Raw genomic sequence first — 19,468 nt, forward strand, 5'->3', positions numbered from 1 at the left:
GTCGGGTGCCCGGTGTGTTTGGAGACTGACCAGGTTGTCGCGGTTCCCGGAGTGGTGGCCGCCGGGACCACGTACAAGATCGGGCGGGTCAGGTTACCGGGCACGCGGGAGGTCGCAGACCTGCCCACCCAGGCGGCGCTGGGCGCGTCGAAGCACGTCATGAGCCGCACGCAGCTCGCGGTGTGGCTGTCGTTCCCCAGCCGCCACTACACGCCCTGGGCCAGGAACCAGGGGTACGTGCTGCTGCTGGTCGCGGCGCTGGTGCATCTCGTCATGTCGCTGGTGATCGCGATGGGGCAGGACCCGAACTGGGGCGAGGTGCTGCTGGCGCCGTTCTGCCTGACGGGCCTGTTCTGGGGGTTCGGCCTGCTGAACGTGCTCGGCGCGCACGGCGCCCGCAAGCGCGACACGCTGGAGGCCCCGGCCAGGGAGAAGGCCCTGACCGTGTGGGAGAGCCTGTACTACTGCGCCCGCGACAACGTCGCCTTCGAGCCGGGCGTCGGCGTCACGTTCCACCCGAGCGAGACGCGCGAGTACATCTTCGGCTTCAGGAACGGCGGCGGCCCCCGCCACTGAGAGGCGAGGGCCGCGGCGCCTGGTCCGGTCAGGCGACCGGTTTGGCGGTCGGTCTGGCGGTCGGTCAGGCGTGCTCTTCGGCGACCAGGCGGACGCAGACGGCCAGGCCGTTGATGGCCTGCTCCAGCTCCTCCAGGCCGGGGTAGGTCGGCGCGATCCTGATCGTGCGGTCGTCGGGGTCCTTGCCGTACGGGTGCGTGGCGCCGGCGGGCGTCAGCGCGATGCCCGCCGCCTTGGCCCTGGCCACCACCTCGGCGGCGTGCGGCACCTCCAGGCTGATGAAGTAGCCGCCCCGCGGGCTCGTCCAGGTGGCCAGGTCGCCGAGCCGCTCGGTCAGCACCTTGTCGACCAGCTCGAACTTCGGCCCGATCAGCTCGGCGTGCCGCCGCATGTGCGCGGCCACGCCGGCGCCGTCACGCAGGAACTCCACGTGACGGAGCTGGTTGATCTTGTCGGGGCCGATGGACTGCTTCGAGGTGTTGTGCAGGAACCACTTCACGTTCGCCGGCGAGCCGCCGAAGAACGAGACGCCGGAGCCGGCCAGCGTCACCTTCGAGGTCGAGGCGTAGACGAACACCCGGTCGGCGTTGCCGTGCTCGGCGGCCAGCGCCAGCAGGTCGGCCAGCTCGTCGGGGGTGTCGGTGAGGTGGTGCACCGCGTACGCGTTGTCCCAGAAGATCCGGAAGTCGGGCGCGGCCGTCTCCATGGCGGCCAGCCTGCGCACGGTCTCGTCGCTGTAGGTGAGACCGGACGGGTTGCTGTACTTCGGCACGCACCACATGCCCTTGACGCTCGCGTCCTCGGCCACCAGGCGCTCGACGACGTCCATGTCGGGGCCTTCCGCGTTCATCGGGACGGGGACCATCTTGATCCCGAACCGCTCGCAGATGGTGAAATGCCGGTCATAGCCGGGGACGGGGCACAGGAACGTGATCTCCGGCTCTTCGACCCACCGGCGCGCGGCGCCCGGCACCGGGGTGAGCAGCGCGTGCACCACGGTGTCGTGCATCATGGCCAGGCTGGAGTTGCCCCCGACCACGAGCTGCTCCGCCGGCACCTGCACCAGCGGCGCGAACAGCTCGCGCAGCTCGGCCAGGCCCTGCAGGTTGCCGTAGTTGCGGCCGTCGGTGCCGTCGGCCGCCTGGTACGACGTGGGCAGTTTCAGCAGATCGTTGGAGAGGTCGAGCTGGCGCGGCGACGGCTTTCCCCGGGTGAGGTCGAGCGAGAGCCCTCGCTGGACGAGGTCGGCGTAGTCACTCTGGGCGGTCACGAGCATCTCCTCCGATTCTGTGTGGCCTACGAAGGATAGAAGATGTCACCAGGTAGGCCGGTAAGTATCCGGAATGTGGACCGCGCCGGGGCCAAAGGTTTCGCGGGCGAATAACAAAGAACGCCTAGCCGAGCGGCGATCGTTGGCGTGGAATGGGTAGATCGGGGCAGGCACAACTCCGCGTCGGAGGGGAGCAGCCGTGACGACCGTTCGAGAGACCTCGATCGAGCAGGTCAGGCGCCGTCGCACCGGGACCGTCATCGCATCCTGGCTGTCCACGACCGATCACAAGGTCATCGGGTACCTCTACCTGATCACCTCGTTCGGGTTCTTCCTCGTCGCCGGCGTCATGGCCATGTTCATCAGGGCGGAGCTCGCCGCGCCCGGCATGCAGGTCGTCAGCCAGCAGCAGTACAACCAGCTGTTCACCATCCACGGCACGGTGATGCTGCTGCTGTTCGCCACCCCGCTGTTCGCCGGGTTCGCGAACGTGGTGATGCCGCTGCAGATCGGCGCGCCCGACGTGGCCTTCCCGCGGCTGAACGCGGTGGCGTACTGGCTGTTCCTGTTCGGCGGGCTGATGGTGCTCGCCGGGTTCTTCACGCCGGGAGGGGCGGCCGACTTCGGCTGGTTCGCGTACACGCCGCTGGCGTCGTCGATCTACTCGCCGCAGGTCGGCGCGGACCTGTGGATCATGGGCCTGGCCCTGTCCGGCCTCGGTACGATCCTCGGCGCGGTCAACTTCATCACCACGATCATCGGCATGCGGGCGCCCGGCATGACCATGTTCCGGATGCCGCTGTTCACCTGGAACGTGCTGCTGACCAGCATGCTCGTGCTGATGGCGTTCCCCGTGCTGGCCGCCGCGCTGCTGGTGCTGGAGTCGGACCGCAAGCTCGGCACGCAGGTCTTCCTGTCCGACAACGGCGGGCCGATCCTCTGGCAGCACCTGTTCTGGTTCTTCGGCCATCCCGAGGTCTACATCATCGCGCTGCCGTTCTTCGGGATCATCACCGAGGTCATCCCGGTCTTCAGCCGCAAACCGATCTTCGGCTACATGAGCCTGGTCGGGGCCACGATCGCGATCGCCGGGCTGTCGATGACGGTGTGGGCACACCACATGTTCCCCACCGGGCAGGTGCTGCTGCCGTTCTTCTCGTTCATGACGTTCCTCATCGCGGTGCCCACCGGGGTGAAGTTCTTCAACTGGATCGGCACGATGTGGCGCGGGCACCTGACGTTCGAGTCGCCCATGTTGTTCGCCGTGGGCTTCCTGGTGACGTTCCTGCTGGGCGGGCTCACCGGGATCATCCTGGCCTCGCCGCCGCTCGACTTCCACATCACCGACACCTACTTCGTCGTCGCCCACTTCCACTACGTGGTGTTCGGCACCGTGGTGTTCGCCATGTTCGCCGGGTTCTACTTCTGGTGGCCGAAGATGACCGGCCGCATGCTCGACGACCGGCTCGGCAAGGTGCACTTCTGGACGCTGTTCATCGGCTTCCACACCACGTTCCTCATCCAGCACGTGCTCGGGCAGCTCGGCATGCCCCGGCGCTACGCCGACTACGGCGTGGCCGACGGCTTCACGGCGCTCAACCAGATCTCCTCGGTCGGGGCGTTCCTGCTCGGCGCCTCGACGCTGCCGTTCCTCTACAACGTCTGGAAGACCGCCAGGCACGCGCCCAAGGTCACGCTCGACGACCCGTGGGGCTACGGCAACTCGCTGGAGTGGGCGACGAGCTGCCCGCCGCCGCGCCACAACTTCACCTTCATGCCCCCGATCCGCTCCGAACGGCCGGCCTTCGACCTGCACTACCCGCACGAGGAGCCCGCCGAGAAGCCGGAGGCCGACCAGGGAGGCACCCCGGAGGTGCCGCCGCGCCATGACGCGCCCGGCTGACCCTCCTCCATGATGTTTCGCCTATCCAGGGAGATCGGCGATGACAGGCACGAAGATTCCCTTCGACCCCGAGACGGCCCCCTGCGGGAAGAAGTCCGGAGGTGATCGCCTCGTCGACGACGACGGCTACGGTCTGGTCATCCGCGACCAGCTCTTCGACTGCGGCTGCCGTCGCATCCGGCACGAGTACCACGACGGCAGCATCCACCTGTCGGCCATCCGCCACGACGGCAAGCGGGTGAAGGACCAGATTCAGCCAGATCACGGAAAGTGACGTCAATGATCGATGTGCTCATCGTCGGGGGAGGCGGAGCCGGGCTGCGAGCGGCCGTCGCGGTCGCCGAGACGGACCCTTCGCTCAAGGTGGCGGTCGTGTCGAAGGTCTATCCGATGCGCAGCCACACCGTCTCCGCCGAGGGCGGCGCCGCCGGGGTGATCGGCGACGGCGACACGCTCGACGAGCACTGTTACGACACGATCTCCGGCGGCGACTGGCTCTGCGACCAGGACGCCGTGGAGGCGTTCGTGGCCGAGGCGCCCAAGGAGCTGATCCAGCTCGAGCACTGGGGCTGCCCGTGGAGCCGCGAGAGCGACGGCCGCGTCGCGGTGCGGCCGTTCGGCGGCATGAAGAAGATGCGCACCTGGTACGCGGCCGACAAGACGGGCTTCCACCTGCTGCACACGCTCTTCCAGACGACTCTGAAGTATCAGGACGTCATCAGGTACGACGAGTGGTTCGTCACCAAGCTCGTCGTCGACGACGGCCGCGTCCACGGCGTCGTGGCCGTGGAGATCAGGACCGGCCGCATCGAGACCATCCCGGCCAGGACCGTCATCCTGGCCACCGGCGGCTGCGGCAAGGTCTTCCCCTTCACCACCAACGCCGCCATCAAGACAGGCGACGGCATGGCCCTGGCCTACCGGGAGGGCGCGCCGCTGAAGGACATGGAGTTCGTCCAGTACCACCCCACCGGCCTGCCGTTCACCGGCATCCTCATCACCGAGGCGGCCAGGGCGGAGGGCGGCTGGCTGATCAACAAGGACGGCTACCGCTACCTGCAGGACTACGACCTGGGCAAGCCCACGCCCACGCCGAAGCTGCGCAGCATGGAGCTGGGCCCGCGCGACCGGCTGTCGCAGGCGTTCGTGCACGAGCAGCACAAGGGCCGCACCGTGGACACCCCGTACGGGCCCGTCGTCTACCTGGACCTGCGCCACCTCGGCGAAGGCAAGATCGACGCCCGCATCCCGTTCGTGCGCGAGCTGTGCCGCAGCTACCAGAACCTCGACCCGGCCACCGACCTCATCCCGGTACGCCCGGTCGTGCACTACATGATGGGCGGCGTCCACACCGACCTCGACGGCGCCACCCCGATCGCGGGGCTGTTCGCGGCCGGGGAGACGGCCTGCGTGAGCATCAACGGCGCCAACCGGCTCGGCTCCAACTCGCTGCCCGAGATCCTCGTCTTCGGCCGCCGGGCGGGCATCGCGGCGGCCGCCTTCGCCAGGGAGCACCGCGACGCCGAGCCGCCCGCCGTACGCAGCCAGGGCGATGACGAGCGGCGGCGGTTGGAACGGGCTCGGGAGGGCAGCAAGCACGGTGAGCGGATCGCCGACCTGCGCGAGCAGATGCAGCACACGCTCGAAGGAGCCGCCGGCATCTACCGCACGGGCGGCGAGCTGGCCAAGGCCGTGGACACGCTCGCGGACCTGCGCGAGCGGGCCGAGGAGGCACGTGTCGAGGACGCCAGCACCGCCTTCAACACCGAGCTGATCAACATGCAGGAGCTGCACGGCATGCTGGAGATCGCGCAGACGATCGTGGCCTGCGCGCTGAACAGGCAGGAGTCGCGCGGCGCGCACCAGCGCACCGACTTCTCCGCCAGGGACGACGAGGCGTTCCTGGCGCACTCGCTGGTGCACCGCGCGCCCGACGGCACGCCGTCGGTCGGCCTGCTGCCCGTGACGATCACCCGCTGGCCTCCGGGAGAAAGGGTTTACGGCCGTGACTGACACGACGGAAGCGGTACGGCAGGCGGCGGGCACGCGGACGATCCGGCTGGAAGTGGCCAGGTACCGCCCGGGGCAGGACGCCGAGCCGGCGTTCCAGGGCTACGACGTGCCGCTGATGAACGACTGGGCCGTGCTCGACGGGCTCAACTACATCAAGGACCAGCTCGACGGCAGCCTGTCCTACCGCTGGTCGTGCCGGATGGGCGTGTGCGGCTCGTGCGGCATGACCGTCAACGGGGAGGCCCGGCTGACCTGCGGCACCTTCCTCGCCGAGTACGGCGAGGGGCCGGTGCGGATCGAGCCGCTGAAGGGGTTCCCGGTGATCAGGGACCTGGTGGTGGACATCGACGACTTCCTGGCCAAGCTGTCGTCCGTGCGGCCCTGGCTGATCAGGGAGGGCGAGGACCTGCCGCTGACCGCCGAGTACGCCCAGACGCCCGAGCAGCTGGAGGCGTACAAGCAGTACAGCATGTGCATCAACTGCCTGCTGTGTTACTCGGCCTGCCCCGTCTACGTGCTCGACCCCGACTTCCTCGGCCCGGCGGCGATCGCGCTGGCCCAGCGCTACAACCTGGACTCGCGCGACATGGGCGACCGGTTCGACGTCCTCAGCCAGGACGACGCGGTGTGGGGGTGCACGTTCGTCGGCGAGTGCACCCGGGTCTGCCCCAAGCACGTGGACCCGGCCGAGGCGATCCAGCGCTACAAGTTGACCGCCGCCCTGCGTTCGGTGCTGCCCTGGAGCAAGCGGTGAAGGCGCATGACGAGGTGACGCCGAGCGCCGCCGTACGGACCACCTCGGCCGCCTACCGGCCCCCGCGCGACAACCTCTGGTTCGCCCGCACCCGCAATTACACGATCTTCGTGCTGCGCGAGCTGACCAGCGTGTTCGTGGCCTGGTCGATGGTGTTCCTGCTGATGCTGGTCGCCGCGGTGCTCGACGGGAGGACGGCGGAGTTCGCGGCGCTGGCGTCCCGGCCGTGGATGATCGCGATCAACGTGGTCGCCCTGGCCGCGACCGCGTTCCACTCGGTCACGTTCCTGAACCTCGCGCCCAAGGCCACCGTCGTGCGCCTGGACGGCTACCGGCTGCCCGCGTGGATGATCCAGGGCGGCAACCACTCGTTGTGGCTGGTCGTCTCCGCGGTCATCGCCTTCTTCGTGCTGAGGGGGTTCCGATGAGGCGGACGCTGGAGCCGTACCTGTGGCTGCTGTTCAGCGGCGGGGGAGTGGTGGCGGCGCTGGTGGTGCCGGTGCTCGTGCTGCTGTTCGGGGTGCTCATGCCGCTCGGGATCGTGGACTGGCCCACCGCCGAGCACCTGCGCGGGCTGCTGGACGGCGTGCTCGTACGGCTGGCGCTGGTCGTGGTGGTCGTGCTGTGTCTCTTCCACGCCGCGCACCGCATCCGTCACACCAGTGAGGAACTGCTCGGCATCGCCAGGTTCGACCTGCTGGTGGCAGTGATTTGTTACGGCGGGGCTATTGCGGGCGGGGCCGCCGCGGTGCTGTTGATGTTCTGAAATGTCGTAGTTTGATCACGTTTCAACAACGTACTTTACGTTCGGTGACGTACCCCTTAGCGTCCGGCATTGCACACCCTATGGCCATGCGCCCGGCGACCCCGGGCAGAGAGGGTTCCTGGTGCCACGTTCTAAGCGCCTGTTAGCAACGATCCCGGCGGTCGCCCTCCTTGGCGCCGCCCTGTCCACGCCGCCGGCAGCCGCGACGTCCGTCGCGAACTACCAGCCCACGGCCGCGGACTACTACATCAACTACGCTCCTCCGGCGGTCCCCGAGGACACGAAGGAGCCGACGCTCAACGACGCGAGGTCCCGCTCGCTCACTCCCGCGCAGAAGTTCGACAGGAAGTTCAACAGCGGAAACCCGGTGACCGGCCGCATTCTCGCCGCGCGCGAGGACCAGGCCATCAAGACGGGCCGCAACCCCGCTGAATGGATCTTCAAGAACACCAAGCAGACCCGCACGGCCAAGCTCCTGACGGTCCTCGTCGAATTCAACGAGCAGGCCAACGACGACTTCTCCGGCTACAACCGGCTGCGCAGCACCCAGAGCGAGCCGGACGACTGCGTCGTCGAGCCGCCGGGCACGCTCCTGAACGGCCCGCTGCACAACCAGATCCCCGACCCGGCCACGCTGCCGCACAAGGACAACAACTCCTTCTGGGTCAAGGACTTCAGCACCGAGCACTTCAACAAGATGCTCTACACCGACAAGGGCATCACCGAGCGCGTGCGCCCGGACCTGAAGGACCCGCGCGACGGCAAGCCCGGCATCGACATCTCCGGCTTCACGATGAAGAAGATGTACGAGGAGATGTCCAAGGGCGCCTACTCCGTCACCGGCTCGGCCGTCGGCTGGATCAAGGTCCCGCACTCCGAGGCGTGGTACGGCGCCGCCGCCTGCGGCAACCCGCCCCAGGACATGTCGGGCCACCCCGACAACCCGCTCGGCGCCCAGCAGCTCCCGATCGACACGGTGAACGCGCTGGCCCAGGCCCAGCCGGACTTCCCGTGGGCGGACTACGACGTCGAGGACATCTCCGACGCCGACGGTGACGGCAACTTCGCCGAGCCCGACGGCGTGATCGACCACCTCGTGCTCGTGCACGCCGGCAAGGACAAGTCCTCCGACGGCGGCGCCCAGGGCACGTACGCGATCTGGGCCCACTCCAGCGCGGTGGCCGGCGGCTACAAGATCCCCGGCACGGACAAGAAGATCTCCAACTACATCGTGCAGCCCGAGGACTCCGGCGTCGGCGTCTTCGCCCACGAGTACGGCCACGACCTGGGCCTGCCCGACCTGTACGACACCTCGGGCGCGGCCAGCTCCGCCGTGGACTTCTGGGACCTGATGTCCAGCGGCTCCCACTCCGGCCCGATCTTCCAGTCCATGCCGACGCACATGGGCCTGTGGGACAAGTGGGTGCTCGGCTGGGCGAACCCGAAGACGTTCAACCCCGGTGACGCCGCCAGGCTCGTCACCGTCGGGCAGACGTCGCGCACGCCCAAGCTCACCCAGGACGGCGTCCGGGTCAACCTGGCCTCCACGCCGCTGAAGATGATCGACGTGCACAGCGGCTCGAGCGCCTGGTGGAGCGGCCTCGACCAGGACTGGGCCAACCTCAGCCTGCAGCGCGACCTGCCCGTCCCCGCCGGCACCGATCTCAAGCTGTGGATGTGGAACAACTACGAGATCGAGCAGGACTGGGACTTCGGCTTCGTCGAGGTCTCGACCGACGGCGGCGAGACGTGGACCCAGCAGAAGGTCTACGACGAGGCCGGCAACGAGGTCACCACGCCGGACGACTACCCGGACCCGTACAAGAACCTCAAGACCTTCGGCAACAAGAAGTACGGCCTCACCGGTGACACCGGCGGCGCCTGGCGGCACGACTACGTGAACCTGACGCCGTTCGCCGGGCAGACGATCAAGCTGCGGCTGACGTACAACACCGACGCCGCCTACCAGATGCGCGGCTGGCACGTGGACGACTTCGAGCTCACCAACGGCGGCACCGCCGTGTGGAGCGACGACGTCGAGACCGACACGGGCTGGAAGCCCCTGCACGGCACGTTCACCAACACCAGCGGCACGGGCTGGACCCGCAACAACGGCGAGCGCGAGATCCAGCGCTTCTACCTCGCCGAGTGGCGCAACTTCGACGGCTTCGACAAGGGCCTGCAGTACACCTACGACACCGACTACCTCCGTGACGGGGCGTGGAAGGTGCAGAAGGTGAAGTACAACGCGCCCGGTCTGCTCGTGTGGTACCGCGACTCGACGTACATCAACAACAACATCAACGACACCCTCAGGCAGCCGCCCAGCCTCGGCCCCAAGGGCAGCCTGCTCGTCGTGGACTCCCACTTCGAGCCGCTGCGCCGCACCGGCGTCGCGGCCGAGAAGGACCCGACGCTGCAGAAGAACCTCCAGGGACGGGTGCAGACCTCCAACGCCGCGTTCGGGTTCGGCAAGACGTACCCGTTCAAGGAGTGCCTGGAGGCGCCGGACGAGCCGTTCAGCGAGTACTGCACGGACTTCCCCGCGCAGAAGGGCGTCTCCGCCTTCACCGACGCCAAGACCTGGTACCCGGGCATCGAGGCGATCGACGGCGGCCTGTACTTCCGGGACGCCGACGCCTCGGTGGTCGTGCCGTCGAAGGGCGACCAGGCGTACACCACCCGCGTGGTGCACCAGGACGGCACCCCGGCCACGGAGCTGTACGGCCAGGTGGCCGCCGGTTCCGTCCTCGGCACCGGCAACCCCGGTGACGAGGGCAAGGCGCTGGGCGTGCAGTTCAAGCTGGTGAGCCCGCTGCCCGGGAACCTGGGCGCGATCGTTCACGTGGTTCCCCCGAAGAAGTAATCATTCAGAGGGCCGCCGGTAACTCCGGCGGCCCCTACGATTAATGACCATGAGCGAACTGCGCACCAAAGATGAGCACACCGAGGCGATCCGGCGGGATCGCCGGGTGGCGGTGGTGGTGAACACTCGCTCGCGCCGCGGCCGCCGTCACTACTTCGAGGTGATCGAGCAGATCCACAACCTCGGGTTCGAGCCGCTGGCGGAGCTGTCCGTCTACAACACCAAGAAGCTGCGCGACCTGCTCGACACCGCCCTGGCCACCGACCCCGACCTGCTCATCGTCGGCGGTGGCGACGGCACCCTGTCCACGGCCGTGCGCCACGTCGCCCACCGCGACGTGGCGCTCGGCGTGCTGCCGCTGGGCACCACCAACAACTTCGCGCGCAGCCTCGGCCTGCCGCTCGACCTGGCGGGGGCGATCAGGGTGTTCGCCACCGGCAAGGTGGCCGACATCGACCTGGGCATGGCCGACGACCGGCCGTTCGCGAACCTGGCCAGCTTCGGCGTCTCCGTCGAGGTGGCCGGCAAGGTCAAGCCGTGGCTCAAGCGCATCGTGGGCCGCCCGGCCTACCCGCTCACCGCCCTGACGATCCTGCCGAACCACCAGGCGTTCCGCGCGTACATCACGGTGGAGGGGCAGCGGCACGAGCTGCTCACCCACCAGCTCAACATCGCCAACGGCCGCTTCCACGGCGGCTGGCAGGTGGCCCGGGACATCAGCATCGACAACGGCATGCTGGTGGCCTACCAGCTCGGCTCCGGCAAGAAGCTGCGCCTGCTCGGCGAGACCCTGCTGCGGGCCACGACGGGTCGCTGGCGCAGCCTGGCGGGTGGGCCGTTCGTGGTGGGCAGGGAGATGCTGCTGGAGACCGACCCGCCGATGGCCGCCGACGTGGACGGCGAGGTGCGGCTGCGCACCCCGATCAGGCTCCGCGTGGTCCCGAACGGAGTGCGCGTCATGGTGCCCGCCGCTTTCGAGGACCGCTGAGTCAGCGGCTCAGGTCCAGGAAAATCCCATGTTTTCGTCCTTTCCCTAGGTTGCGGCTTCTTCTACTTAAAGTAATTGAGCAATCGCTGTACGTCACGGGCTGGGAAAGTGTGAAGGGGGCGTGCGCCCGGGGCTCCGCGAGCCCTTCGTGCGCTCAGCGCTCCGCGAGCCCTTCGTACGTCAGGGCTCCGAGAGCCCCTCTTGCGTTTGGGGCTCCGTGAGGCCGTCATGCGTTTGGGGCTCCGCGTGGCCGTCGTGCGTCTGGGGCTCCGCGAGCCCCTTGTACGCCGGGGCGAGCGCCCGCTCCAGGTCGCCGGGCGGCGGGAAGACCCGCAGGAGCAGATCGGGGGCGGCGGCAGCGGGACGGCGCTCGGGCCGGTGCGCCGTGGCCCCCGGCGCGTAGAAGTCGGCCAGCCGGTCCGCGAACGGCACGTCCGCCACCCGCAGCGGGTCCGCCACCGGCTCGTCCGCCAGCGAGCCGAGCAACTGCTCCCTGGTGCGCCCGCGCCAGGCCAGCACCAGGAACGGGTCGTCGTCGAACGACTCGGCCAGCAGGTAGAGCACCGCCGACAGGTGCTTGCAGGGGAAACCCCAGTCGGGGCACGAGCACTCCATGTCCAGGTCGCGCGGGAACAGGTCGACGCCCATCGCGGCGAACAGCTCCTCGATCTCCGTCGGCATCTCGCCCGCCAGCAGCCTGGCCCGGTAGACGGCCTGCGCCGCGATCGACTCCTCGATGGCGGTCCAGCGCGCCTCGCCGTACGCCTCGATCCGGATCACGACCTCGTACGGATCGGGCCGCGACCCCTGCACGGCGGCCGTGACCTCACCGGCGGACAGGTCGATGGACAGCACCTGGCCCCGGCGGGCGTAGGCCCGGCCACGCGAGAGCCGGCCCTTGTCGCAGATGCGCTCCAGGATGTCGATGAACCGCCGCGACCACCAGGCCGAGCCGATGCTGCCGCGCTGCGACCGCGCCTTGATCCCACCCTCGACCCTGATCGGCCTGCCGGCCTCGAACCAGGCCATCAGCCCATCACCTGAACCTCGGCGGGCCTGGCTGCCTCGACCTGGGCCATCAGCCCACCCCCTCGGCCGTCAGGCGGAACACCTCGCGCAGCTCTTCGGTGGACAGGTCGGTCAGCCAGTCCTCGCCCGTGCCGACGACCCGCTCGGCCAGCGCCTTCTTGCGCTCGATCATCTGGTCCACCCGCTCCTCCAGGGTGCCGGCGCAGATGAGCTTGCGCACCTGCACGTTCTTGCGCTGGCCGATCCGGAACGCGCGGTCGGTGGCCTGGTCCTCGACGGCCGGGTTCCACCAGCGGTCCACGTGGACGACGTGGTTGGCGGCGGTCAGGTTGAGCCCGACCCCGGCGGCCTTGAGCGAGAGCACGAACAGCGTCGGCTCAGGGTCGTGCTGGAAGCGGTCCACCAGGCGGTCGCGGGTCTTCTTCGGCAGGCCGCCGTGCAGCCAGAGCACCGGGCGGTCGAGACGCTGGGCGAGGTAGGGCTGCAGCATGGTGCCGAACTCGGCGTACTGCGTGAACAGCAGGGCCTTCTCGCCCTCCGCCAGGATCTCCTCCGCGAGCTGCTCCAGGCGGGCCAGCTTGCCCGACCTGCCGGCCAGGCGGGAGCCGTCCTTCAGCAGATGGGCGGGGTGGTTGCAGACCTGCTTGAGCTTGGCCATGGCCGACAGCACCAGGCCGCGCCGCTCGATGCCCTCACTGCTGTCGATCTTGGCCAGCATGTCGTCCACGACCGCCTGGTAGAGCGTGGCCTGCTCGGTCGTGAGCGGGCACCACTCCTTGACCTCCATCTTCTCCGGCAGGTCCGAGATGATCGACTTGTCGGTCTTGAGGCGGCGCAGGATGAAGGGGCCCGTCGCCCGTTTGAGCGCCGTGGCCGCCTGCTCGTCCTGGCGGGCCTCGATCGGCTCCTGGAAGCGGGTCCTGAACCGCGAACGCGGTCCCAGCAGGCCCGGGTTGGCGAACTCCATGATCGACCAGAGCTCGGCCAGGTGGTTCTCCACCGGGGTGCCCGTCAGCGCCAGCCGGGTGCCCGTGGGGATGGCCCGCACGGCCTGGGCCTGCAGCGTGCCGCTGTTCTTGATCGCCTGGGCCTCGTCGCACACGACCCGGCGCCATGTGTACCGCTTGAGGGTCTCCAGGTCGCGGTGGGCCGTGCCGTAGGTGGTGATCACCAGGTCGGCGTGCTCGATCCCGGCCGCGTCGCGCCCGCTGCCGTGGTGCACGTACACCCGCAGGCCCGGCGCGAACCTGGCCGCCTCACGCTGCCAGTTGCCGATCAGAGACATCGGGCACACCAGCAGCGTCGGGGCGGTGACGCGCTCGTCCAGGCCCGTTGGGACGGTGGTGCCCTCGTGCGCGGGCCTCGGGCCTGGGGCGCGCTCGTGCACGAGCAGCGCCAGCGTGGTGATCGTCTTGCCCAGCCCCATGTCGTCGGCCAGCACCCCGCCCAGCCCGAGCTCCGACAGGAAGCTCAGCCACGCCAGCCCCCGCTCCTGGTACGGCCGCAGCGTGGCGTCCAGGCCCGGCGGGGTGGCCAGCGGGGTGAGCCGCCGCTCGGCCTGCCCGGACAGCAGGTCGCCCAGCACCCCGTCGGCGTCGATCTCCAGCAGCGGCAGCTCCTCGTCGTCGCTCTGCACGACCTGCCGCAGGATCTCGGCGGCGCTGGCCTCGCCCGTACGGCTGCCCTCCACCGCCCTGAGCGCCGCCTTGAGCTGCCTGTCGTCCAGCTCCACCCACTGGCCGCGCACCCTGACCAGCGGCACCTTGAGTCTGGCCAGCTCGGCCAGCTCCGCCTCGCTGATCGTCTCGTCACCCACCGCCAGGTCCACCCGGAAGTCGACCAGCTCCCGCATGCCGAAGCCCTGGCCCGCCGCCGCCGACTGCTGCTTCCTGGTGCGGGTGGTCAGCTTCAGGCCCAGCCGCGTACGACCCGCCCAGCGCGGGAGTTGCACCCCGAACCCGGCCGCCTGCAGCAGCGGCGCGGCCTGCCGCAGGAACCCGAACGCCCCGGCTGTGTCCAGCGTCAGCTCGCTCGGCTCCGGCACGCGCAACGCGCGGTCCAGCTCCGGGTAGAGCCGCACCGCCCGCCCGAGGCCGGCGAGCAGCTCCCGCTCCGGCTTGCCCGGCAGCCCTGTCACTCCGCCCCAGACCTGCGAGGCCGGGACATAGAGGCTGGGGTCGTCGACAGCCTGCAGCGCCAGCTCCACCCGCCAGTCGTCGGTGCCAGTGGTGCCAGTGGTGCCAGCGGTGTCCTTGATATCGCTGGTGTCGGTGTCTGTGTCGGTTGCTGTGGTCGTGGCGGTGGTGCCCACGGCGTTGGTGGGCTCCAGGAGGCGGAAGCACACCCGCGTCGCGCCCTCGGACGTGGTCACCGCCTCGTGCCACTTCTCCAGCTCGCGGCGGAGTTCCGGTACGTCGGGGCACGCCGCGCCGTCGTCGGTGAGCGCGGTCAGCCAGCGCTCCTGGAGGGTCCTGGGCGGCCTGGCGAGCAGGGGCTCGGTGAGCGTGCGGCGGACGATGGCGTCGGTGAACGCCTCCAAGGCCTCGCGCTGGACGTCCGTGGAGTGGCGTTCGACCGAGGACGTGCGGCAGGCGGGCGGCATGGCCAGGGCCAGGCCACGGAAGTAGGCGGCGTCGGCCCCCGTGAGGACCGGCCGCCACACGGCCCTGGAGTTGTCCTCGGGGGCTGCCCACGTGACCATGGGGTCGTCTTCGGAGCCCGCCGGCGTGGCGCTGATGTCGTCTCGGGAGGTCGCCGGCGTGGCCATGGCGGCGTCGCCCGGGCCGCTCGCGGTGTGCTCGCGGCCTGCGGTGGTGAGCGGCACGAGCTGCGGGATCACGCGGCCCCGTCGTACCAGGTCGTGGGCGAAGGCGGCGACGGCGGCCCAGTGGCGCGTGGTGGCGGTGCCGGTGTGTTCGGCGAGGACACGCAGGGCGTCGGCCGTGGGCGGGACGACGGCCGGCACCTGCCACAACCGCAGCCGCGGCCGCGCGACCTCGGCCATGCGCCCGGTCTCGGGCGAAGGCAGCGGCTCCCGGGCCGAGCCGGGCAGAAGCAGCTCCAGCACGCGTGGTTCGGCGCCGGGCTTGGGCACGCGCGGCCCGGCACCGCCCCCGAGCACGCGTGGCTTCGTGGCACGCCCGGGCGCTGGCGGCTCGGCACCGGGCTCGATCAGGGGCGGCTCGGTGCCGCGCCCGGGCGCGGGCGGCTCCTCGCCGAATCCGGGCGCGGGCGATGGGGAGCCCGCCTCGACCGTCGGCGGGGTGTTGAGGCCGAGGGCGGCGGCGATGTCGGCGGCGGGGGCGGCGAACGGATGGGGGTGCGGGGCGCCGGCCGGACGCGCACGCCCTGAAGCGGCGGCCCGCCGTGGAGCAGCCGGGGCGCGGGAGCCGGTTACCGCTGAGGTGACGGGGCGAGCAGAGGTATCGGTGTAGGGGGTGAGGTCGGCTGCGGTGGGGTGGGTGGCGGTCGGGTCGATTGGGGTGGGAACGGTGGGGGTGGACTCGGCTGGGGTGCGGCCAGTGGCGGTGGACTCGGCCGCAGTGGGGTCGGCGGTGGTCGGGTCAGCGGTGGTGGTCTCGGCCCAGAAGGCGAGCCCGTCCGTCGTCCAAACCCCGTGTACCAGCACCCCGGCAGGTTACCCGGACCGGCGGAAGATCGGGGCAGGCCGTCTGGAGCCTGTGGACAACCGGCGGTTAAGGTCGTGAGCATGAGGTTCTCGGGGGCCGAGGGCAGGTGGCGTGAAGGGCTCGGCACGCTGCGCGACGTCGTACGCCAGGAGCTCGTCACCCGCCAGCTCACCGCGCACCTCCCCGCGACCCCCTGCCGCATCCTCGACGTCGGCTCCGGCCAGGGCACGCAGGCCCTCAGGATGGCGTCCAGAGGTCACCACGTGACCGCGCTCGACGCCTCCCGCGAGCTGCTCGGCATCCTCGAGGCCGGGATCCAGCCGGGCATGCGCGTCAGGACCGTGCAGGCCGAGGCCGAGCGGCTGGCGGAGCTGTTCGAGCCGGGGGGTTTCGACGCGGTTCTCTGTCACGGCGTGCTGATGTACTTCGACGACCCCGGCCCGCTCCTGGCCGGTCTGGCGGGCATGCTGGCTCCCGGCGGCGTGCTGTCCCTGCTCGTGCGCAACGGCGACGCGCTGGCCATGCGGCCCGGGCTGCTGGGCGACTGGGCGGGGGCGCTGTGGGCCTTCGACGAGCCGTACTACCCCAACAGGGTCGGCGTCACGGCCAGGGCCGACCGGCTCGCCGAGCTGACGCGGCGGCTGGCCGAACAGAGGCTGGAGGTGCGGCAGTGGTACGGCGTGCGCGTGTTCACGGACGTGGCGCCCGACGGCGCGCCCGTCCCCGGGGATCTCGACGGCCTGCTGGCGGCCGAGGAGCGGGCGGGGCGTACCGACCCTTACCGGGCGGTGGCCGCCCTGACGCATCTCATCTGCCAGGCCGGCGCCTGAAGGGGCCGGGATGACGTGTCTCGCCTGTCCGGCCGGTGTCTGAAGGCCCAGGGACGGCGCATCCCGTAGGCCCAGGGACGGCGCATCCCGTCTGTCCGGCCGGTGCACGAAGGTGTAGGGACGGCATATCTCGTCTGTCACGCCGGTGCCCGAGGACGTAGGATCGAAGTATGGAGCGTCCAGGATCGTGGTGTGAGCGGCCGAAGCCGCAGGCTCCCTCGTGCGAGCTCCCGTCCCCATGGAGCAAGCCGAAGCAGCCCGACAACTGGTGCGAGGTCCAGAAGGACCCGGTGGTTTCCGTGCTCGGTTTCCTGCTGAAGACGGCGGCGAAGAAGCGCCGCTGAGCGCTTTTTTCGCGTGATAGAAGGCCTTTTGTCTGGGTAGTCGCCTTCCTCAGCGGAGGAGGCGAACATCGTGAACGACACCCACAAACTGGTCAACGATCTCTCCGAGCAGGTCACCAGGCTCGTGAAGGATGAGCTTCGCCTGGCCAGGATGGAGCTCACGGAGAAGGGCAAGCGCGCCGGCTTCGGCGCGGGCCTGTTCGGCGCGGCCGGGATGGTCGCGTTCTGCGGCGGTGCCACGCTGGTGGCCGCCGTCGTCATGCTCCTCGCTCTGGTACTGCCCGGGTGGGCGGCCGCCGCCATCGTGGCGGGAGCGCTGTTCATCGTCTCCGCCCTGCTCGGGCTGTTCGGCAAGAACGAGGTCAAACGGGCCACGCCGCCGGTCCCCGAGGAGGCCATCGCGAGCGTCAAGGCCGACATCGACATGGTCAAGGAGAGGGCGCGGCGATGAGCGAGACCGACCCCGGATACAGCGAGCAGCACGCCGGTGACGTCGGCGCCCGCAGAGCGACCGTGGGCACTCCGACCGAGCGCGAATCCATCAATGTCCCTCCCACCAGGCCGGGCGCGGCGGAGAACGCGCGAGAGGCCGAGGTGGCCAGGCAGGAACACGAGACTTTCATCCCCGAAGCCCCCATCCCGGACGAGCGGTCAGAAGCGGTCGAGCACCTGCGAACCGAGGAGGAGTCCATGCGTGGGGCGCACGGGGAGGACGACGAGGAGGATGAGGACGACGTGCGCAAAAATATAGAGGAGACCCGAAGAGAGATGGGCGAGACCGTCAGCCAGCTCGCGGCCAAGGCCGATGTGAAGGGCCGGGCCGGGCACGCGGCCGAAGTGGCCAAGGACCGGGCGGGGCACGCGGCCGAAGTGGCCAAGGACCGGGCCGGGCACGCGGCGGAGGTGGCCAAGGACCGGGCCGCCGACGCGGCCGAGACCGTCAGGGGCAAGGCCTCCGAGGTGGCGGGCAAGGTCCGCGACCACACGCCCGACCAGGTCAAGGACGCCGCCGCCGGAGCGAAGAAGCGGCCCGTGGTGCTGATCGCGGCCATCGGCGCGGTGACCGCGTTCGTGCTGCGCCGCATGATGAGGCGCCGCAGGGCGGCCAAGTAGGACATGCCCTCCCCCCAGGCTGTCCCCGACCATCCGGCCGAGCTGCCGCGCAGGGCGTGGTGGCACGTGTTACGGCGGACGATCGCCGAATTCCGCGACGATCGTCTCCAGGACCTGGCGGCGGGGCTGACGTACTACGCCGTGCTGTCGATCTTCCCCGCGCTGATCGTGCTGGTGTCCCTGTTCCGCCTGCTGGGCAGGCAGGACGCGGCGGCGGTCGTGGGCAGCCTGCTGGCGGTGGCGCCCGCCGAGGTGCGCAGCGTGATCGACCAGGGCGTGCGGGCGGTCGAGGGCACGGACTACGCGGCGAGTGTCGTGGCCGCGGCCGGGCTGCTGATCGCCCTGTGGTCCGCCTCGGGCTACATCGGCGCCTTCATCAGGGCCGGCAACGTGATCTACGACATCGAGGAGGGGCGACCGTTCTGGAAGCTCACCCCGCTTCGGCTCGCCCTGACGGTGCTGACCACCGTGCTGCTCGCGGTGGGAGCGATCGCCGTCACGCTGACCGGGCAGCTGGCCGAGGCCGTGGGCGCGGCGCTGGGCGTGGACGACGCGATGGTGACGGCGTGGAACGTGGTCAAATGGCCGGTGCTGGCCCTGGTCGCCGCAGGCATGATCATGGTGCTGTACTGGGCGGCGCCCAACGTCCGCCAGCCCGGCATGCGCTGGCTCACGCCGGGCGGGCTGCTGGCGGTGGTGCTGTGGGTGCTCGTCTCGGGCGGCTTCGCCCTGTACGCGGCCTCCTTCGCCTCCTACGACCGGACATACGGGACGCTCGCGGCGGTCGTGGTGTTCCTCGTCTGGTTGTGGTTGTCCAACATGGTGCTGCTGCTCGGCGCCGAGCTGGACGCCGAGCTGGTCAGGCAGCGCAAGATCGCCGAGGGGCAGCCGGCCGAGCGGGAGCCGTACGCGGTGCCGAGGGATCCGCCCGAGCCCGATAACCTGCCGGAGTGATACGCCGGACATCTGCCGCAGCCCTGCTCGCCCTCCTGGTGGCAGGGTGCGGCGCCGGGTCCGCGGTGAGCGACTACGGCAAGGTGGTCAAGGGCTCGAAGGGCGCGACCGTGCAGGTCGAGGTGCGCTCCGGGCAGCGGTTCTCGCTGGCCGTCACCGACAATCCCTCGGTGGGCGACAGCTGGGACCTGGTGGAGTTGCCCGACGCGAAGGTGGCCTCGTTCATCAGCGAGGAGCACGAGAGCCAGGGCGGCGGGCCGGGGTCCGGGCGCACGACCTACTTCGTGTTCAACGGCAAGCTGCCGGGCACGACCGAGATCAGGCTGTTCGACTGCTGGCGATGCGGGCAGGCGAGGACGCCCGCCACGGAGGAGAGCAGGCAGCGGTCCGGAGAAGCGATCTTCGCCGTGACCGTCGTCCCGCGTTAGGCTGG

General features: G+C 70.0%; 17 protein-coding genes and 1 pseudogene. 15 read left to right on the forward strand and 3 right to left on the reverse strand.

What is annotated here, in order from left to right:
* Window positions 1–18 precede the first annotated feature (18 nt).
* A complete protein-coding gene (locus tag AB0I79_RS09465) occupies window positions 19–576 on the forward strand; it encodes a hypothetical protein (protein ID WP_357869317.1) in 558 nt (185 codons plus the stop codon).
* A 64-nt stretch (window positions 577–640) separates the two neighbouring features.
* On the opposite strand, the pseudogene AB0I79_RS09470 reads toward AB0I79_RS09465, so the two are convergent.
* Window positions 641–1,855 (reverse strand): annotated as a pseudogene (locus tag AB0I79_RS09470) (aminotransferase class I/II-fold pyridoxal phosphate-dependent enzyme); the annotation flags it as partial.
* A 190-nt stretch (window positions 1,856–2,045) separates the two neighbouring features.
* Between AB0I79_RS09470 and ctaD the strand changes: the two are divergent.
* The 8 genes from ctaD to AB0I79_RS09510 all read left to right on the forward strand — a co-directional run bounded on the left by ctaD (window position 2,046) and on the right by AB0I79_RS09510 (window position 11,136).
* On the forward strand, window positions 2,046–3,749 hold the full coding sequence (gene ctaD / locus AB0I79_RS09475; RefSeq protein WP_357869320.1) for a cytochrome c oxidase subunit I: 1,704 nt from the start codon (window positions 2,046–2,048) through the stop codon (window positions 3,747–3,749).
* Window positions 3,750–3,789: 40 nt separating this feature from the next.
* On the forward strand, window positions 3,790–4,023 hold the full coding sequence (locus AB0I79_RS09480) for a hypothetical protein (protein WP_185102846.1): 234 nt from the start codon (window positions 3,790–3,792) through the stop codon (window positions 4,021–4,023).
* Between the two features lie 5 nt (window positions 4,024–4,028).
* Window positions 4,029–5,762, forward strand: a complete 1,734-nt coding sequence (frdA, locus tag AB0I79_RS09485) for a fumarate reductase (quinol) flavoprotein subunit (protein WP_357869322.1) — start codon at window positions 4,029–4,031, stop codon at window positions 5,760–5,762.
* A complete protein-coding gene (gene sdhB, locus AB0I79_RS09490; protein ID WP_357869325.1) occupies window positions 5,755–6,516 on the forward strand; it encodes a succinate dehydrogenase iron-sulfur subunit in 762 nt (253 codons plus the stop codon). The genes frdA and sdhB overlap by 8 nt, the downstream gene beginning before the upstream one ends.
* Complete coding sequence (locus AB0I79_RS09495) at window positions 6,513–6,944, forward strand: hypothetical protein (RefSeq protein ID WP_357869327.1); 432 nt, start codon at window positions 6,513–6,515, stop codon at window positions 6,942–6,944. Before sdhB ends, AB0I79_RS09495 begins: the two co-directional genes overlap by 4 nt.
* On the forward strand, window positions 6,941–7,282 hold the full coding sequence (gene frdD / locus AB0I79_RS09500) for a fumarate reductase subunit FrdD (protein ID WP_357869330.1): 342 nt from the start codon (window positions 6,941–6,943) through the stop codon (window positions 7,280–7,282). The genes AB0I79_RS09495 and frdD overlap by 4 nt, the downstream gene beginning before the upstream one ends.
* A gap of 121 nt (window positions 7,283–7,403) precedes the next feature.
* Complete coding sequence (locus tag AB0I79_RS09505; RefSeq protein ID WP_357869333.1) at window positions 7,404–10,148, forward strand: immune inhibitor A domain-containing protein; 2,745 nt, start codon at window positions 7,404–7,406, stop codon at window positions 10,146–10,148.
* A gap of 49 nt (window positions 10,149–10,197) precedes the next feature.
* Entirely contained in the window at window positions 10,198–11,136 is a 939-nt protein-coding gene (locus tag AB0I79_RS09510; protein WP_357869335.1) for a diacylglycerol kinase family protein, read from the forward strand.
* Between the two features lie 180 nt (window positions 11,137–11,316).
* On the opposite strand, the gene AB0I79_RS09515 is transcribed toward AB0I79_RS09510, so the two are convergent.
* Both AB0I79_RS09515 and AB0I79_RS09520 read right to left on the reverse strand, forming a co-directional pair.
* Window positions 11,317–12,165, reverse strand: coding sequence for an SWIM zinc finger family protein (locus AB0I79_RS09515; protein WP_357869338.1), 849 nt, complete (start codon window positions 12,163–12,165; stop codon window positions 11,317–11,319).
* Window positions 12,166–12,214: 49 nt separating this feature from the next.
* Entirely contained in the window at window positions 12,215–15,793 is a 3,579-nt protein-coding gene (locus AB0I79_RS09520) for an SNF2-related protein (RefSeq protein ID WP_357869341.1), read from the reverse strand.
* Between the two features lie 81 nt (window positions 15,794–15,874).
* Here AB0I79_RS09520 and AB0I79_RS09525 point away from each other — a divergent pair, with 81 nt between their 5' ends.
* The 6 genes from AB0I79_RS09525 to AB0I79_RS09550 all read left to right on the forward strand — a co-directional run bounded on the left by AB0I79_RS09525 (window position 15,875) and on the right by AB0I79_RS09550 (window position 19,463).
* Entirely contained in the window at window positions 15,875–16,624 is a 750-nt protein-coding gene (locus tag AB0I79_RS09525) for a methyltransferase domain-containing protein (protein WP_357869343.1), read from the forward strand.
* A 170-nt stretch (window positions 16,625–16,794) separates the two neighbouring features.
* A complete protein-coding gene (locus AB0I79_RS09530) occupies window positions 16,795–16,968 on the forward strand; it encodes a hypothetical protein (protein ID WP_185102853.1) in 174 nt (57 codons plus the stop codon).
* Window positions 16,969–17,038: 70 nt separating this feature from the next.
* Window positions 17,039–17,419, forward strand: coding sequence for a phage holin family protein (locus AB0I79_RS09535; protein WP_357869345.1), 381 nt, complete (start codon window positions 17,039–17,041; stop codon window positions 17,417–17,419).
* Window positions 17,416–18,081 (forward strand): DUF3618 domain-containing protein, encoded by a 666-nt coding sequence (locus AB0I79_RS09540; protein WP_357869348.1) that lies wholly within the window; start codon window positions 17,416–17,418, stop codon window positions 18,079–18,081. The genes AB0I79_RS09535 and AB0I79_RS09540 overlap by 4 nt, the downstream gene beginning before the upstream one ends.
* Before the next feature lie 3 nt (window positions 18,082–18,084).
* Window positions 18,085–19,035, forward strand: a complete 951-nt coding sequence (locus AB0I79_RS09545) for a YihY/virulence factor BrkB family protein (protein WP_357869351.1) — start codon at window positions 18,085–18,087, stop codon at window positions 19,033–19,035.
* Window positions 19,032–19,463, forward strand: a complete 432-nt coding sequence (locus tag AB0I79_RS09550; RefSeq protein WP_357869354.1) for a protease inhibitor I42 family protein — start codon at window positions 19,032–19,034, stop codon at window positions 19,461–19,463. The genes AB0I79_RS09545 and AB0I79_RS09550 overlap by 4 nt, the downstream gene beginning before the upstream one ends.
* Window positions 19,464–19,468: the final 5 nt, after the last annotated feature.

It is taken from the genome of Nonomuraea sp. NPDC050202 (assembly GCF_040656115.1).
Lineage (GTDB): Bacteria > Actinomycetota > Actinomycetes > Streptosporangiales > Streptosporangiaceae > Nonomuraea.

Excerpts from the sequence above, each read along its gene's own strand:
- AB0I79_RS09480 (WP_185102846.1), top strand. The coding sequence starts at position 3,790 with ATGACAGGCACGAAGATTCCCTTCGACCCCGAGACGGCCCCCTGCGGG.
- frdA (WP_357869322.1), top strand. The coding sequence starts at position 4,029 with ATGATCGATGTGCTCATCGTCGGGGGAGGCGGAGCCGGGCTGCGAGCG.
- frdD (WP_357869330.1), top strand. The coding sequence starts at position 6,941 with ATGAGGCGGACGCTGGAGCCGTACCTGTGGCTGCTGTTCAGCGGCGGG.
- AB0I79_RS09510 (WP_357869335.1), top strand. The coding sequence starts at position 10,198 with ATGAGCGAACTGCGCACCAAAGATGAGCACACCGAGGCGATCCGGCGG.
- AB0I79_RS09515 (WP_357869338.1), bottom strand. The coding sequence starts at position 12,165 with ATGGCCTGGTTCGAGGCCGGCAGGCCGATCAGGGTCGAGGGTGGGATC.
- AB0I79_RS09525 (WP_357869343.1), top strand. The coding sequence starts at position 15,875 with ATGAGGTTCTCGGGGGCCGAGGGCAGGTGGCGTGAAGGGCTCGGCACG.
- AB0I79_RS09530 (WP_185102853.1), top strand. The coding sequence starts at position 16,795 with ATGGAGCGTCCAGGATCGTGGTGTGAGCGGCCGAAGCCGCAGGCTCCC.
- AB0I79_RS09540 (WP_357869348.1), top strand. The coding sequence starts at position 17,416 with ATGAGCGAGACCGACCCCGGATACAGCGAGCAGCACGCCGGTGACGTC.
- AB0I79_RS09545 (WP_357869351.1), top strand. The coding sequence starts at position 18,085 with ATGCCCTCCCCCCAGGCTGTCCCCGACCATCCGGCCGAGCTGCCGCGC.